Genomic DNA, 16,389 nt, shown 5'->3' with positions numbered 1-16,389 from the left:
TCTCATTCCTGCACTTATTCCTGAACACAAATGGTGACAAACGGGTCACTCGGCGGTGCGCCGAGGAAGGTACTCCACCCCAGGCGCGCACTCTGCTCCTCCCCGAGCCTCAGCCCCCTTGCCTGCTCCTGGCCGAAACCAAGGCGCAGATCCCAGGCCAGCTGGTCACGCAGAATGAAAGAGACAAAGGTCACCAAGGCGTGGAAGTGCTCCCCGTTCGGGAGAAACCCGAGAAACTGCCCAAAACTCAGGTTATTGATCTTCAATAGAAACTTGCCGGCACAGTCATTGACCTTGTCGCCGATGACAAAGTCTCCTCCCAGGGTGGCGCAGGCACGGCCCAGCCGGTTTTGCTGATCCTGATGGATGGGCACCCGGCGCCACTGCCAGGCGCTCACCTCCACGTCCGCCAGATCGAAACAGTGGGCCACCAGCCCCGCCACCACCTCGGGGGAGCGACTGGGGCTCGCCAGCAGGCCCGCATAGGAGAGCATCTTGGCCCGGTTCACCGGCAAACTGCGGCAGACCGCCTCGTTGCCGAGCCCCACCAGGGCGAACATCAGGCGGGAGAAACCATCCTCGCCGTTGTCCTGAAAGCGCACGTGATAGCGGTATTTGCGCCAGATACGGTGCAGCAGGGTCAGCAGTCGGTGATGGAAGAAATCCAGAAACAGGCCGAGCTTCTGCTCCCCTTGCGCGTACTCCCAGGCCAGGGAGTCGAGGTAGTAACCCGGCATGGGGGACTGGCTGCCGTGCAGGCCGAGGAAGGCCACCTCCAGCTGGTGGCGCCCCTTGTCATCACGGCCGATCTGCAGCACGTCGCTGGTGGGAAACCCTAAGGAGGCGGTCGCCTTGAAGCGGATCCCCTCATCCTCTGGCAGGTAGTCGAGTCCTCGCTCCTGATCCGCGCCATCCAGCCGGTTGAGCAACTCAACCAGCTGGAAGAAGTTGAAACGGGGCGCCTCCTTGGCGGCACTCACATCAGGGAGTGTTGACCGATCTGGACTGGCCACTGGTAACGCTCCTTGTTGTCGAGATTGACCACCTCAAGCAGGTGGAAGGCATTGACGCTGGCATATAGCGAGAAGAAGTGGGCCAGCACTGTGCTGAACAGATAGAGCTCCCCCTCGCTGCCAAAGGCGGACTGGCGGACATGCAGCACGGATTTGAGCCCCCGCACCGGCATGCCACGCACCAACCTGTCCACCGGGGTGGTCTCGATCTGCTCTATCCCCCCCAGCCGCTTGCGCGAGGCCTGCTCCGCCTGTTTGTCGTGCAGGGCCGGGAAGTCATAGGTGCGCAGCACCTGCACCAGGGCATCCCGGCGCAGCAGGGAGACATAGTTGAGCGACAGGTTGGAGATGAGCGTCCAGTGCAGACTGCCATCCAGGGCCGGTCGCAGGGGCCGGGTCGGCCGGATCAAGTTGCGGAAGGTGGCGAATGACGGCGAGCTGCCGGTCGGCACGCAGATGTTGCCCACCTTGAGGGTGGCGGCCCGGGAGCGGTTGGTGCAGGTCAGGGTGACGGAGATGGATTCATCCAGGTCCACCGTGGTGGTCTCGTCCCCGCGCACGAAGGAGAGGCTGTGCTCAAACCCGTCCCCGCTCACCGATTCGCGCACCCGCACCCGGTAGTAGAGTGCCAGCCGCTGCTTGGCCCGCTCTATCTGGTGCTGGAAACTCTCGAATGGCTGATAGATGCGCGGCGTACCGCGGGAGCGACCGAGGTTGCCCTCCACCCAGCCTTCCACCTCGTCCACCGAGAAGATCTCGAAACTGTCCGCGTGGCGGTAGCTCGCCTTGAGGGGATATTCCGCCTGGCGTCCGTTGAGGTTGACCGGTTCGCTGTCGTGCTGGAACAGATTGATGGCCGGCACGCAGTTGAGCATGAAGGAGTCCGGCCGGATCTTGAGCTCGGCGGGCAGAGGCTTGTCAAAACAGAAATGGATCTTGAATTCGCTGACCGGCAGCGGTTGCTTGGGCCACTCCCCTCTGGAGAGCTCGAAGAAGAGGAAACTCTCGGGGAAGCAGAAATACTCCTGCAGGATGCGATAGCCGGAATAGACGTTGTTCGGATAGGGCAGGAGCGCGTCGTCGCGCTCGAAGCCGATGGGCTTGAGAGCGTTGGCTTCCTGACGAAAGCGCTTGCCGTCTATCTCCAGCTCGATGTGGGAGAGCTGATTGGAGAGCCAGAAGTAGAGCTCATAGGCGGTATAGCTGTCCCCACCGAGGAAGAAGCGCAGCTTGTCGAGCTGCAATTCATCTAGGGGCAAGGGGGCATGCAGGGCGATATCCAGGGAGATGGTGGAGAGATCGTTGCCGCTCTGGGCCGCGATGTGGCGGATATCGGCCGGGTAGATCCAGGCGTCGTGGCTGGTCTGGAAGTGACACGTCACTTCGTCAATGGGCAGGCTGTCGAGCTGACACCCCTGCTTGACCAGTGCCGGCTGGGTGATGGCCCCGGGGATGACCGAGAACTGCATGATGGTCATGCTGGGCACGGGACGCAGATAGTTGGGCCAGAGCATATTGAGCAGACCGTGGGTCAGCTCGGGGAACTCGTCCTCTATCTTGGCGCGCAGGTTGCCGGTGAGAAACGCGAAGCCTTCCAGCAGGCGTTCCACATCCGGATCCGTGTTTTGCTCGGACAAGAAACGGGTGAGTTCGGGATAGGCGTCTGCAAATTCGCGCCCTTGCAGGCGCAAAAATGCCAGTTCATCCCTGAAGTAATGTTCCAGCGACATTGATCAGACCATGCGGTAGTGACGGTGACTGTCCAGGTGGACGTTGAACGAGGTAACCTGTTCGATGTGCTCCAGCCTCACATGGGCCGTCACCTGAAACGACATCTCGAGCGGGCTCGCCTGAGCGTCGGGTGAACGAACTTCCACATGAACTATCCGCGGTTCATACCGACGGATGCATTGCCGGATCGCCTCACGGATCCGCCCCTTGATATCGGCACTACCCTGGGTGGCGTCATTGAGATCGACGACGCCAAGCTCGGGAGCACTGCGACAATTGCCGGGGCGGGTGTTGAGGATCTGATCGAGCTGCCGTTTGACAGAATCCACCAGATCATCCACTTCCGAACGGGGGGAAGGGTGAACCCCCTCCCCCCGGATCCGGTCAAACAGGCTGGCCGCATTTCCTCTATCCCAGGAAGAGAGAGACGGCATCGGCCATTATTCCTTGTCCAGACGACCTACCAGAGACAGCTCGAAGCTGGCCCCCATGTACTTGAAGTGCGGACGGACGGCCATGGCGACCTGATACCAGCCCGGCTCCCCTTCCACATCCAGCACCTTGATCTGGGCGGCACGCAGCGGGCGGCGGCTACGCACGTCTGCCGGCGGGTTCTCCTGATCGGCCACGAACTGCTTGATCCAGCCGTTCAGTTCACGCTCCAGATCCTGGCGCTCCTTCCAGGAGCCGATCTGCTCGCGCTGCAGCACCTTGATGTAGTGTGCCAGGCGATTGATGATGAACATGTAGGGCAACTGGGTGCCCAGCTTGTAGTTGGTCTCCGCTTCCTTGCCTTCCTTGGTGTTCGGGAACACCTTGGGCTTTTGCACCGAGTTGGCGGAGAAGAAGGCGGCATTGTCGCTGTCTTTGCGCATGGTCAGGGTGATGAAGCCCTCTTCGGACAGCTCATACTCGCGGCGATCGGTGATCAACACCTCGGTCGGGATCTTGGCCTGCAGCTGACCCATGGCCTCGTACACATGTACCGGCAGGTCGTGGATGGCGCCACCGCTCTGCGGGCCAATGATGTTCGGGCACCAGCGGTACTTGGCGAAGCTGTCGGTCAGGGAAGTCCCCATCAGATAGGCGGTGTTGCCCCACAGGTAGTGGTCGTGATCCGAACTGATGTCTTCCTGGTAGTTGAAGCCCTTGATGGGGTTTTCGGTCGGATCGTAGGGCAGGCGCGCCAGGAAGCGCGGTGCCGTCAGCCCCAGGTAGCGGGCATCTTCCGACTCGCGCAGAGAGCGCCACTTGGTGTAGGCCGGGCCTTCGAATACCGACTTGAGATCCTTGATGGACGGCAGATCGGTGAAGCTGTCCACACCGAAGAACGTCGGTGCGACGGAGGAGATGAAGGGAGCATGGGCCATGGCGCCCACCGCGCTGACATACTGCATCAGCTTGATGTCGGGAGAGCTTTGGGTAAAGGCGTAATCACCGATCACGGCACCGATGGGTTGACCACCAAATTGACCATAACCAGTGGAATAGACATGCTTGTAGAGGCCTGACTGGGTGATCTCGGGTGAGAACTCGAAATCTTCCAGCAGTTCCTCCTTGGTCGCATGCAGCACCTGGATCTTGATGTTCTCGCGAAAATCGGTGCGATCCACCAGGAGCTTGAGGGAACGCCAGGAGGACTCCAGCTCCTGCACTTCCTTGGCATGCAAGATGACATCCATCTGCTTGCTCAGCTTCTTGTCGAGCTCGACAATCATGCTGTCCACCAGGGCCTTGTTGACCGGGTCAGTGGTGGTGCCACTGTCCAGAATGTTTGCGATGAGGGCAGCAACTCCCTGCTTGGCGACGCTGTAACCCTCGTCTACCGGGGTAATGCGTGCCTGCGCCATGATTTCGTCCAGCAAGGACGAGGAGGCAGCACTCGCCCCCGCTTGAACCTGTTCTTCGACCTGAGACATGTTTTTTCCTTATCAATCAGTCAATTAATCTGCAGATCACTCGGCAGGCTTGATCAGATCCAGCTCCTTGAGCAGTTGCTCGCGAGCCTCGTCACTGGACAGCAGATCCTGCAAACGATTGCGGAAGGACGGGATATTTCCGAGCGGTCCTTTCAGGGCAACCAGAGCTTCACGCAGTTCCAGCAGCTTGCGCAGCTCGGGAACCTGCTGGGCAACGCTGTCGGGGGTGAAGTCTTCCAGGGACTGGATCTTGATCGACACCGGCAACTCGTCCTGGCTGTTCTCTTCCAGGCGGTTGGGAACGGAGAACTTCAGTTCCAGTGCAGATTCTTTCATGACAGAGGAAAAATTATTCTTGTCGATGGAGACGGTCTGGCGCTCCTCGATGGGGGTCTCTTCCGTACGTCCTTTCATGTTGCCGATAACCATCATGGTCAGGGGAAGTTCTATTTCCGCCTGTTGACCACCGGTTGCTGGCACATATTTGATATTAATACGCTCTTTAGGCGCAACGGTGGCGCCATCAATTCCTTTTCCCATGCTCTAAATACCAAGTTAAGGATCCATGAAGACCCTAAAGCTTATAGCCAACGCTTCTACAGACAACTGTAAAAAATGACAGTTGACGAGTTCAGGGGTGAACTCGGTAGAAAAACGCCAGCCGACGAGGCATTTTCGATATGAATCCCGCCAAGGCGAAATAATCAAAAACGCAATATGCATCTTGTTACTTAATACAACCCGATTCGCCTCTACTCTTTGTTAGAGGTCTTGTTGGCTTAAGAGCCATTTGTGACAGATGGTATATTTATGACTCTTTTTCAGTCAACAAAAAATATCCAAAAGATAGACAGCAAAATTCAAACAAACAGATAAAAATCATTAAAATCAATAGTTTACATGAAACCCTTCACTGCGTAGGAAATATCTCAAGTTGAATGCAGCGGTATAATATTCACGTTTGAACCGACGATTAAGATAAGCCATTTGTCAACAATGACATAAAAAATGGCGGCCTCTGATGTAGGCTCATAGTGCGCGAACCATGACATTGACTAGTCAGTCGATAATTGTCATGTGAGATGTCTTATAAGGTGAAGCTTGATTGTCCACGCTGTTACGCGTTGAGAATATTGTACATATGGTGTCATTGAGTATGAATATTACCTATATCCACCATCTGATTTAGTTCTAGGTTTTATCCTTTATATCGGCAAGGGGGTACTTTCTTCGAGTTTGACAAACCAGTGTTGGGCCAATTTTTGACCAGCGGCTTTCTCCTGTTTTGTCATCCCTTTTTCCAATTCATTGCCCGCATCCGTCGCATCCTTGTTCCCATCAGTCGCGGCGAGCAGATACCATGCATAAGCATGCAAGCGGTTGCGTGGCGCCCCCCAGCCACGCTCACGCATGGTGCCCATGCGGTATTGCGCCTGCCGGTGATTCGCATTGGCCGCCAGCCGGTACTGCTTGAGCGCCTGGACGTAATCCGCCTCCCCGCCCAGCCCCAGCCGCAGCATCTCGCCATAGGCATAATGGGCCTCGACATTGCCCTGCCGCGCCGCCGAGGCGAAACTCAGGCGGGCCGCCACCAACTCACCCCGCCCCTGCTGCAATTGTGCCAACTCGAGTTGTGCCTGGCTCACCCCGCCTTTGGCGGCCAGGGTCAACCAGTGCTCTCGCGCCGCCGGATCGCTCTGTCTCAGACTCAGCTGATATTCCGCCTCGTGGGAACCATGGCTCGCCGCCAGTTCCAGCCAGTAACGGCCGAGGGCGAGATCCTGAGCCACCACCTCCCCCGCCAGATAGGCTTGTCCCAACCACAGCTGAGCCTCGGGAGCACCGGCATCGGCGGCGCGTTGATACAGGGGCAGAGCCTCGGCACCACTCGCCCGTCTGGCCAGGATCAGCAAGGCATCCGGTTGATGCTGGGCGGCGGCTTTGTCATACCAGCGCTGGGCGAGATCGGGTCGCTTGGCGACACCTTTCCCTTGCTCATAGCGCAGGCCGAGCCGATATTGCGCCTCACGGTTACCCTGCTCGGCCGCCTTCTCCAGCCACTCGATGGCATCGGCGTCGGCACCGGGCTGCTTGGCATACCACTCACCCAGCACCAGCTGAGCATCCGCATGATCCCGTTTGGCCGCCTGCTCGAACCAGTCGAGACACTCATCGGCCTGCTTGCCCTGATGTTGCTGCTGGCACGCCAGCCCCAGCTGATAACTGGCATCCGCATTGCCCAGCTTGGCCGAGCGCTGCCACCACTCCTGAGCCAGCTTTGGATTCTTGGGTTCACCGAGGCCAGATTGATACCAGCTCCCCACCTGCAGCGCGGCCTTGCCTCGTACATCCGCATCCGCCGCCAGTGGTCCTGATTGAACCGCAGCCTGTTTCATCCAGCGCATCGCCTCGGGATAATCCGGCTTGGCCGCCAGGCGATTGGCCAGCTCATACTGCGCCTTGCCCTGACCCTGCTGGGCGGCTTGAGAGAGTTCGGATTCGGTCAGTGGGACCGTTGTTGTGCAGGCAATCAACACATTCGATATTAGTATCGATAATAAAGCACGGTATACCATCAATAATTCCCAAAGTTTTAAAAAATAGAACAGTGATTGGGTATAAAACTAAGTGTAGCTATATTTAACCCCCCTTAAAAATTATGTGCCTTGCGAAACTAAAAAATATACAAGAACGCCACGCGTGGAGTATAAAGAGAATAATCTATGGCGATATTATAATTCTACTACCGTCTACCCACCCATCTTTTATTATAGTCGAACATGTCTTATAATAAACCACGCGAACCCCATCATAAGTATGCAGGAGATATATCCATGCAGTTACTAACACGAAATATTTCTTCATCAAAAAATTATTTCAGTAGGAATTTTGTCCGTATCGTAGAAAAAACTAAATTATAATCACAACATATCCATTGCTGGCTATAAATTATGTTAGGTAGCAACCAAAAAACAAATACACCTCATCATTCATGCGTGAACATATAAACCAATTCAAAAGCCACATAAAAATATAAAAAAGTACTTCATACGTAACAGCAATGTTAAACGCCGCTCTCAAACCGTTGTTACAACGGTATTCAGTAAGCTGGAGAAAGTCGCTTTCCAATAATGAAATTTTCTAAGTCAACTTCAAAAAACCAATATTGGAAATTATCAACCAAGTTACTATAAGTACCTACGATTGCGACTCCACTTGCAGAGCTAGGATGTATGGATATATATTCATATATTATATCTTCAGCAAAAGGGGTTATCTTACCTAGTTCAAACCCATACCTATTGTAGGCTGTAGCATTGAGGCTATTACCCCTTCCATACTCCATTACAACTATTAACTCATACTTATTTGAATACACACCATATCCTGTAGTGGGATAATCTATCCTGACCAACGAGTCATCGATATTCCACTTAGTATATTTAAAGTCCCTATCGTTAATAACTTCAACCATAAATATTTTACTACTAAAACCTGTAAAGAGTTAATTTTCAGGTTAACTCCCTAGGCAATATAAAACCCAACTAACTAGAGCACTAGAAAATATTAAAGACATTATTGTATAGTTCTTAATTACCATTCAGAGGTATTTTCTAAAAATTGATATGGATGTGTCATTTTATATACTGTAACACATCCAGAGTCTGCCGAAAGTCCCATTACTAGATTGCACTACAATTAGCCATTACTTTATCCATATCTGTACATAAGTTCGTCTATGAGTTCTTTCTCTAAGTTTGTAAATTGCTTTAAATTAAACTCATCCATGTGTACAAGAATTGCTTTTATAGGTATGGCTCGTTTAGTATCTAAAACCATCTGGATCAACTTTATTGCCTCAGGGTCAATGCCTAGCAAATGATTTTCTATCATTTTTTTTGTTTCTGCTCTCAACGTCAAAATATCCATTTTATTCCCCCGGCAGTATATCTATTTCATCTACTTTTATAAATATGTCTTCACCATCGTTTGGCACCAACTGTCTAGCCCCCCCCTTACCATATTGTGGATATGCTTCAGTGAACGGTTCTAAATCAGGACCTTCACCGCCATGGCTATTAGGGACCTTGACTTTAAGTTTACCGGATTCATCAAACAATTGTAACGTATCAAACTTTATCCTAAGTCGCCCATCACTCCATGACCCTGTAGTATCACTAGACGTAACATGCTTCGGCGCCTTTATTTGGAAGGCCTCAGTGACCTGTTCACCAGTATCAAACTTATCAAAACCGAAATATGAAAGCCGTACTTCACCAGTATCCATTGCTTTTTGAGCAAATCTATTTACAGAACCATCATCATTAAGATATCTCATATATCGATATCCGGTGCTTGGCAATGTCGATGCTGGGCCACTTGGGCCAACATAAAAGTCAGGTTTACTCGCACCAACGCTCGGCGGCGCTTCCATCCCCTCCTGATGCTTTTGTTGAACAACATCACTATTATCCGGGCACTGCCCCGGCACATTGCTTAACCCCAGCGGATCCACCCAGCCGGTGGGGTTGGGGGTATACTGGTAGTTGTTGAGTCCACCGGCCAAGCCTATCGGGTCGGGGGTAATAAATCTACCCGTGTCCGGCTGGTAATAACGGTGACGGTTATAGTGCAGCCCGGTCTCGGCATCATAATACTGTCCTTGGAAACGCAGAGGCGTCTCGACCTCGGCCAGCTCCTGTTTCCAGACGTTGCCATAGGCGCGATAACGCACCTGCCAGGCGGTATGACCGTCGTGATGGGTCAGGGCCAAAGGCGTGCCCAGATGGTCCAGCTGATAGTGATAAACCTCGGCCTGTTCCCCCTCTCCTTCCAGCTGTACCAGGGGTTTGAAACTGCCCGGCTCGTAGATGAAGCTGCGATAGGCCCCGTCGCTGCGACTCTCGGCGATGAGGTTGTTGGCCTGCCACAGGAACTCGGTCACCTGCTCATCGGCGCCACTCGTCACCGTCTTGCGAATGCGGCGGCCAAAGGCATCGTAGTCGTAACGCACCCGGCGACCATCCGGCAGCTCGGCACCGATCAGTTGATGCTGGCAGTCATATTCATAGCGGGTGAGCAGGCGTTGCCCCTTGCCACGGCGCTCGGCGGCCAGCCGACCGAATTCGTCATAGTCGAAGTGACGATCACCGCTAAACAGCAGCCGGTTGCCCTGAGTGCGCGCCGCCTCAAAGGAGGTGCCCTGGGTCTGGCTCAGCAGGTTGCCAGCCGGGTCGTGCATGAAGCGCTCGGTCAGCTCGCCGCGCACCTCCAGCAACCGATCCAGCGGATCATAGCGATAGTGTTGCTCCCCTCGTGGATTGCCGGCTGTCACCAGGGCACTGTCATCCACCTTCAGCAGATTGCCCGAACGATCGTACCCGTAGCGCCGCTCGCGGGCGACCTGCTGACCGCGCTGCAGGCGCAATGCGCTCAGGCGCCCCTGCTCGTCGTATTCGTATTGCTGGGTCAGCGCCCCCTGGCGGCGGCGCATCTCGAGACCCGCGGCAATCTGGTGGCGCGTCAGCTCAGAGCCGTTGAGATCCACGCCCCAGAGGTCGCCATCCTGATACTGGTAGTCGAGGCGATTGCCATCCGGCAGTCGCCAGTGCGCAAGCTGTCCCATGGCATCGTGCTGGAAGTAGCTGGATGCCCATCCCTGATGCTCGGCAGTGAGGTTTCCGCCCTTGTCATATTCAAAAGCCAGTGGCCAGGCGCCGTCGTCAACCCGGATCAGCTGGCCATAGGCATCATAGGCAAACTGGATCTCGCGGCCATCAGGCAGCTGTTTACTGAGCAGCCGACCCATGGCATCGCGCTCATAGCGGGTAACCAGTTCGGCCTCTTCCTTGCCGTACTCCACCTTCTCGCAAAGATGACCGTTCAGATCGTAGCGATAGGCGATGGTGCGCCCGTCAAAGCCCGTTTCCTGCGCCACCAATCCGTTGGGGTAATACTGGATGCGGTGCTGCTCGCCGTGCTCGTTCTCAATCTCGCTCAGGAACATCTTGGCGTTGTCGTAGCGGTACTTGAGCGCGCTGCCATCGGGATTGATGCGTCGGCTGAGCAGATGAAGGCGATCGTGGTACTCATAGCGGGTCTCGCGGCCCAGTTCATCCCACTCGGCCGTCACCTTGCCATAGGGGTTGTATTCAAACCGGCGGGTGCCGCCGCCGGGCAGGTGCACCGCCAAGAGGCGATCGGCCCCATCCCACTCGTAACGGGTGATGGCACCACGGGGATCCCGGCGCAGGATCTGGCGACCCCGCTCGTCATAGCGCCAGCGGGTGAGACCACCATCGGCGCCCTTCTCCTCGATAAGCTGGCCGAGGCGGTTCCAACCCAGTTCGATGCGGCTGCCATCGGGCTGCGCCACCCAGCTGAGCTTGCCTTGCGCCGTGTAGCCGTAACGGGTCTGGCGACCGAGAGGGTCAACTCTGGCGGTGACATCCCCCTGTTCGTTGCGCTCGAAGCGCCACTCCCGCTCTCCTTGCACCACCTTGCGAACTCGACCATCCCAGTAGCTGTAGGCGGTTTCACTGCCATCCGGTGCTATTTCCAGTGACAACAACCACGCATCATCGTAGTGATAACGGGTTTCCCCTCCCAAAGCATCGCGGGACAGTACCTTCTGACCCTGGCCGTTGTAGTCAAATTCGGTGATTGCACCGTCCGGATCCTGCTGGCGCACCAGGCGGGCATTGCTGTCATGGCGATAGACTTCGAGGCTGCCATCGGTATTCGCAACCGTCACCTCTCCCTTGTCGTCATCCCAGCCGTAGCTGACATCGAAGCGGGCGACGTCGCTCCAGTGGCGAGTGGCGCGGGCCTGACTCCCCTCCCCTTCCCACTCCCAGAAGAAGCTGGCGCCACCGGCGAGAGTACGCTCGAGGATCACTCCGTCGGGCCGGTAGCGGTAACGCTCCTGCTCACCCACCCCGTTCTCGGCGGCGGCAAGCCGACCGAATTCGTCGTAGTGATAGCGTTGCAGGATCGATTGTGGCTGCCAGTGCAGGCCATCGAACTGTTGCAACTCGAGGGCGCAGAGGCGCTCCCCCTGATAGACGAGGCGCAGGGCCAGGCCCCCCTCGTTCTCCAGCCAGCTGGGGCGCCCCTGCTCATCGGCGCGTACCGTCAGCCGATTGCCGTAAGCATCGGAGAGTGCGGTCAGGCGCCCTTCGTTCCCCTGCCAGCGAAAATGCAGGAGAGGTGACCCCGCCTTGGCCAGGATCACCTCGTCATCGCTGTCGCCGAGATAGACGGCCGCCGCCGCCAGCCGGTTGGTCACCATGGGCATGCTGCCGGACGGCAGCGGCAACTCGATGGCAAGGGACTCATCATCCCACCAGATCAGGGTCTCGCCGTGGCGCTCGAGCCGATGGGCCAGAGAGTGACTCCAGCCAGCCCCCATGCCGCAGTCCAGCGCCACCGCCGAGGTGCGGTAGAGACGGCCAAAGGTGAAAGGCAGCATGCCCGGCAGCTGTGCATCTTCCAATGCCAGCAACTCTTCCCCCGTCACCATGGAGACGGGGCAGCCATTGGTGCAGGTCTGGGCTTCGGGCTGGTGAGGCTGATCCGATGGTGTCCTGCCTTGCTTGGAGGCATCCGGGGTGTTGTTGACTTGCTTGATCTCGGTATGAGCCTCGAACCTGCGCTTCGCTGCGGTCCCCTGCACCACTTCGGTCGTGGCGCCGCCATCCACCAGCTTGAGATCCGCCTTCTTGGCTGGATTGAGCCGGGCAGCGCCGGCCACCAGCACTTTCTTGGCACTCTGGGCATGCTGAGCCAGATTGTGTTTCTTGGAGAGACTAACCAGTGCACTGACCAGCCTGGTCACCCGATCGCTTTTTCTGGCGACGGTGGCGGCCTTGGCGCCATAGCGCACCGCCAGCCCGGCCCCACCGGTCAGAACGACCCCAATGATGACGTCGATAAGCACTGAGGCGATCACCTGGGCACCAAATTCGGTCTGCTCGTCCGGCGGCAACAACTTGACCCAGCTCACCAGGGCGTAAGCGTAGAGATAGAGCAGGGCCTCGTCTTGCAGCACCAGCATGGCGGCCTCCATCTCGGAGGCCCCCGCCCTGGCCATGGCGGCCGCATCGACCCCGAACTCCGCCAGCTTCTTGGCATTGCCCACCGGATCGGCCAGCAGATCGTAAATAGTTTTGAGATCATCCCAGACCCCGACCAGGGCCTTGCCAATCCCGCTGGCGGCGGCGAGGGAATGAGCCCCGAAACCGCTCCCGTTCATGGTGTAACGGGCCCAGGCGGCCTTGTGTTCGCTGCCCCACTCCTTGGTGAGCCAGGCGATGAGATCCTGTTGCACTGGGGCATAGGAGGCAAAGAGTCCATCCAAGTCGGCCTTCTTCACATTGGGATAGAAGGTGACGCGATAGGATTTGCCGGGGACCAGTTTGCCCACCTCGGCGATGCCCTTGGCATCCAGGGTTCCTTCCTTGACCACGGACTCGCTGACGAAACGCCCTCGCACCATCTTGCCCGCTTCCACCCTGTAGGGGGTATTGCCGATGGGGATGAAACGCACCGATTCGAACAGATGCACCAACCGCAGGGTGCCGCTCAGTGGGCACTGGGTGACGACAGACTGTGCCTTTTTGCTGTTTGATGAAGCCGTGACTTTCTTGTCACCCACCTTGATGGTCTGCTCCATGTCCATGCTGAGCAGATCCCCCAGAAAGAAGCTCTCGGCATCCTTGCGGTACTCTTTCAGGGCGTTGCGATAATCGGCGATCACCTGGTTGAAGACGGCCTGACCGGCGTTGCTCATGCTTGGACCTCTTGCAGCAGCGCAGCTTCCAGCGCCGGGAATAATTCGGAGTCACTCAAGGCATTGCGCGCGACAAAGCGGGCGACCTTGAGCCGTAGATTGGCCTCGGGGAAGGACCAGTAGAGCTGACCATTTTGATCCGCAAGTTGTTGCATCAGGTTATTGATGAGAGGGGTAGGATCCCGTTTTGCCAACGCGCTCGTCAGCGCCTCAGGCAGGCTCCACCAGGGGAAGGGTTGTGATGCCTTGGCCTCGGATGCGGTCCAATGAAAGCCATGTCCAGCGACCCAGAGTCCGCTCAGTTCCGGCAGCAGGGTAGTGAAGCTATCCCCTAGCAGCTCTGCGATGGGCACCAGATAGGCGCCATCCCAGTAACGAAAGAACACCGCCTCCCCCTGATGCCATACCTGGGTCAGCCCCTGCAGATGGGCATAGAGGGTCGCCATGGGCTGCGCCGTCGACAGGATGAACCCCCAGTCACGGGAGTCCGTCGTTGCCGCCCATTCGATAAAGGAGCTACCTCGCTCCAGCTCAACCAGATAGGGCATGACGGGGTGCCAATCTTCATAAGAGGTACCGAGATAGAGCCCGCGAGGAGTATGGCGGCCATCCAACCGATAGTAGTGCTGCAAGGGGGCAGCATCGCTCGCTCCCGCCAGTACGGCATAGAGAGGGCACGGATCCTCCGTGGCGATCCACTCGCCCAAAGGGATGGACTCAGATCTCACAAGCACCCTCCTTGCACTTCTCGCACTCTTCGCAGAACGGCGCCGCGCTCTTCATGGTGGCGAGCTGAGCCGGGCTCAGCGGCACCTTGGGAGTCGGGGGAACTGTGACCCCCAGGGGATTGATCGGCGATTTACCGCCCCAGCCAGAGCCGGATCCGGGGCTGCCGCCTGAGTTCATCTTGATGGTGGGGCCCACCAGAGTGACGCCACCGCCATCGACCTTGATAAAGCAGCCGCCGACCTTGACGGTGATCTCGGAACCTGCCTCCAGCACCACCTTGGCACCGGCCTTGACGTGTACCTCCTGCCCCGCCTGGGTGAGCCAGCTTTGCCCGAGCTTCTGGTGCATCGAGGCATCCACGGTGAGCGAATAATCAGCCTTGACGTGATCCCGCTTCTCGCCGTTGACGGTGAGGTGGTCATTGGCCTTGATGCGGGTCACCCGCTCGTTGTCGATGTCCCGATGCTCGTCGTGTTTGATGTGCCAGGCCGCATCGTTTTCGATGAGCAGATTCAGGTCTTTCTGACCGTGGATGTAGATCTCTTCCTTGCCCGCTTGATCTTCGAATCTCAGCTCGTTGAAGCCTTCCCCTTGATGGGTCTCGGTGCGCAGCACGGTGCGGGTCTTGTTGGCCGGCAACTCGTAGGGCGGCCGGTTGGTGGCGTGGTAGGTGCGACCGGTGACGATGGGCTGGTCCGGATCCCCTTCCAGGAAGCTCACGATCACCTCGTGGCCGATACGCGGGATGGTCATCATGCCGTATTGGCCGCCCGCCCATCCCTGGCTTACCCGCACCCAGCAGGAGCTCTGATCGTTGGAACTGCCGTATCTGTCCCAGGGGAACTGCAGCTTCACCCGGCCGTGCTCGTCGCAGTAGATCTCTTCCCCTTGCGGCCCCACCACGGTGGCAATTTGCGGGCCGTCCACCATGGGCTTAAAGGGCGCCTCTGGGCTGCCGATGCGCGCCCTCCAGGTCGTACTCGCCTTCACTACCCCGAATTCGTTGTGATAGACGGTCGGGCCGCTGCCCCCTTCCTCCTCCAGCGCCTGGGGTTGCTGGCCCACGTGACTGATGCGCACGATCTGCCAGTCGGCATTGAGCACCCCGTTCGGGTGTTCGGTGAGGGAGAAATACTGGCCCGGCAGCAGGGCCGCGTAGTTGGACTTACCCTGACCGGTGACGGCGTCATTGCGCAGGGCATCGAGCCGGTGCTGGGCAAACGCCTTGCCGCTCGGGTCCAGCTTGTAGCGACCCGGGGAGTCGAAGTGCTGATAGGTATCGCGCTGATGCTCGAGCTCGCTACCGCGCTGCTTGTGGGAAAGCCCATAGGCCGGGGTCTTGAAGCTGTAGTCTTTGAGCTCCACATCGCTTGGACGCACCGCTTCCCGGTAGTGGAATTGACGTACATAAGGGCCCTGCTCCAGCGAGCGGTTGCCGAGGTTGAAGAAGAGCTCGGGGCCTTGAGTCAGTGCGGCTGCATCGTCGGCAAAGACGATGCGATGCTTGCCGGCTTCGAACTCGTGGAAGTAGAAGAGCCCCTCTTCGGCGGCGAGGCGGTTCAGGAAATCCAAGTCCGTTTCCCGGTACTGGACGCAGTATTCACGCTTCGCGTGCTCGTTTTTCAGTGCAAAGGCGTAGTCGGTGATGCCGTGCTCTTGCAAGAGGATGGAGAGGATTTCGTCCGGCTTCTGGGCCTGGAAGATACGCGAATTCTGGCGAAGGCCCAGCCGCCACAAGGCAGGCTGCACCAGCAGCTGATAGCGGGTACGGCGAAAGCCGCTGTCCCCTTGGCCAACATCGCTCACCACCCCGCAGACCCGCCGCTGCAGCTCGCCGTTGTACCAGATGAGCAGCTCGCAGGGCTGGTCCAGCACGGCGCCGAAATCGACATCCGGCTGGGGGCTGGCGAGTTCCAGCCTCAGTTGGAAGGGGCCGCTCAGCGCCTCCTCCAGCGCAAACTCGGCCACCACGAAGGTGCTCTCGGGCAGCGCCCCCACCTTGACGGTAAATTGTAATCCTGTGCTGTCTGCCATCGGTGCGCCTCTGCTGTCGGCCCGCATCGCTGCCGGCTGCCTCAAGGTGGGAGAGAGATCCGCCATGGCCGCCACTTTTTCGCCGCCATGGCTACCGCACGCCCCCAAGGCGTGCGTGCAGATCCGTCGTCATGTTCTTTGTTGTGCCCGCTCACGCGGCAAACGGGCAGAA

At 57.5% G+C, this 16,389-nt stretch carries 11 protein-coding genes; all 11 read right to left on the bottom strand.

Annotated features, from left to right (window positions below; genetic code table 11):
• Positions 1-14: 14 nt before the first annotated feature.
• Positions 15-1,013 carry a type VI secretion system baseplate subunit TssG gene (gene tssG, locus ABNP46_RS08160; protein WP_349921895.1) on the bottom strand — a complete coding sequence of 333 codons (999 nt, stop codon included), beginning with the start codon at positions 1,011-1,013 and terminating at the stop codon, positions 15-17.
• Complete coding sequence (gene tssF, locus ABNP46_RS08155) at positions 977-2,743, bottom strand: type VI secretion system baseplate subunit TssF (protein ID WP_349921894.1); 1,767 nt, start codon at positions 2,741-2,743, stop codon at positions 977-979. The genes tssG and tssF overlap by 37 nt, the downstream gene beginning before the upstream one ends.
• A gap of 3 nt (positions 2,744-2,746) precedes the next feature.
• Positions 2,747-3,178, bottom strand: a complete 432-nt coding sequence (gene tssE / locus ABNP46_RS08150; protein WP_349921893.1) for a type VI secretion system baseplate subunit TssE — start codon at positions 3,176-3,178, stop codon at positions 2,747-2,749.
• Between the two features lie 6 nt (positions 3,179-3,184).
• On the bottom strand, positions 3,185-4,663 hold the full coding sequence (gene tssC, locus ABNP46_RS08145; protein WP_349921892.1) for a type VI secretion system contractile sheath large subunit: 1,479 nt from the start codon (positions 4,661-4,663) through the stop codon (positions 3,185-3,187).
• Positions 4,664-4,699: 36 nt separating this feature from the next.
• A complete protein-coding gene (gene tssB, locus ABNP46_RS08140) occupies positions 4,700-5,203 on the bottom strand; it encodes a type VI secretion system contractile sheath small subunit (protein ID WP_349921890.1) in 504 nt (167 codons plus the stop codon).
• Between the two features lie 665 nt (positions 5,204-5,868).
• Positions 5,869-7,239 (bottom strand): tetratricopeptide repeat protein, encoded by a 1,371-nt coding sequence (locus ABNP46_RS08135; protein ID WP_349921889.1) that lies wholly within the window; start codon positions 7,237-7,239, stop codon positions 5,869-5,871.
• A 524-nt stretch (positions 7,240-7,763) separates the two neighbouring features.
• A complete protein-coding gene (locus ABNP46_RS08130) occupies positions 7,764-8,138 on the bottom strand; it encodes a hypothetical protein (RefSeq protein ID WP_349921888.1) in 375 nt (124 codons plus the stop codon).
• Positions 8,139-8,374: 236 nt separating this feature from the next.
• Positions 8,375-8,593, bottom strand: a complete 219-nt coding sequence (locus ABNP46_RS08125; protein ID WP_100861745.1) for a hypothetical protein — start codon at positions 8,591-8,593, stop codon at positions 8,375-8,377.
• A 1-nt stretch (position 8,594) separates the two neighbouring features.
• Positions 8,595-13,454, bottom strand: a complete 4,860-nt coding sequence (locus ABNP46_RS08120) for an RHS repeat-associated core domain-containing protein (protein ID WP_349921887.1) — start codon at positions 13,452-13,454, stop codon at positions 8,595-8,597.
• Positions 13,451-14,182, bottom strand: a complete 732-nt coding sequence (locus tag ABNP46_RS08115; RefSeq protein ID WP_349921886.1) for a DUF4123 domain-containing protein — start codon at positions 14,180-14,182, stop codon at positions 13,451-13,453. The genes ABNP46_RS08120 and ABNP46_RS08115 overlap by 4 nt, the downstream gene beginning before the upstream one ends.
• Positions 14,172-16,217, bottom strand: coding sequence for a type VI secretion system tip protein TssI/VgrG (gene tssI, locus ABNP46_RS08110; protein ID WP_349921885.1), 2,046 nt, complete (start codon positions 16,215-16,217; stop codon positions 14,172-14,174). The genes ABNP46_RS08115 and tssI overlap by 11 nt, the downstream gene beginning before the upstream one ends.
• Between the last annotated feature and the right edge of the window lie 172 nt (positions 16,218-16,389).

The organism is Aeromonas veronii, assembly GCF_040215105.1.
GTDB lineage: Bacteria > Pseudomonadota > Gammaproteobacteria > Enterobacterales > Aeromonadaceae > Aeromonas > Aeromonas veronii_G.
This window is presented reverse-complemented; position numbering and strand designations above follow the sequence as displayed.

Coding starts and splice junctions, on each gene's coding strand:
- tssF (WP_349921894.1), bottom strand. CDS start 2,743: ATGTCGCTGGAACATTACTTCAGGGATGAACTGGCATTTTTGCGCCTG.
- tssE (WP_349921893.1), bottom strand. CDS start 3,178: ATGCCGTCTCTCTCTTCCTGGGATAGAGGAAATGCGGCCAGCCTGTTT.
- tssC (WP_349921892.1), bottom strand. CDS start 4,663: ATGTCTCAGGTCGAAGAACAGGTTCAAGCGGGGGCGAGTGCTGCCTCC.
- tssB (WP_349921890.1), bottom strand. CDS start 5,203: ATGGGAAAAGGAATTGATGGCGCCACCGTTGCGCCTAAAGAGCGTATT.
- ABNP46_RS08135 (WP_349921889.1), bottom strand. CDS start 7,239: ATGGTATACCGTGCTTTATTATCGATACTAATATCGAATGTGTTGATT.
- ABNP46_RS08130 (WP_349921888.1), bottom strand. CDS start 8,138: ATGGTTGAAGTTATTAACGATAGGGACTTTAAATATACTAAGTGGAAT.
- ABNP46_RS08125 (WP_100861745.1), bottom strand. CDS start 8,593: ATGGATATTTTGACGTTGAGAGCAGAAACAAAAAAAATGATAGAAAAT.
- ABNP46_RS08120 (WP_349921887.1), bottom strand. CDS start 13,454: ATGAGCAACGCCGGTCAGGCCGTCTTCAACCAGGTGATCGCCGATTAT.
- tssI (WP_349921885.1), bottom strand. CDS start 16,217: ATGGCAGACAGCACAGGATTACAATTTACCGTCAAGGTGGGGGCGCTG.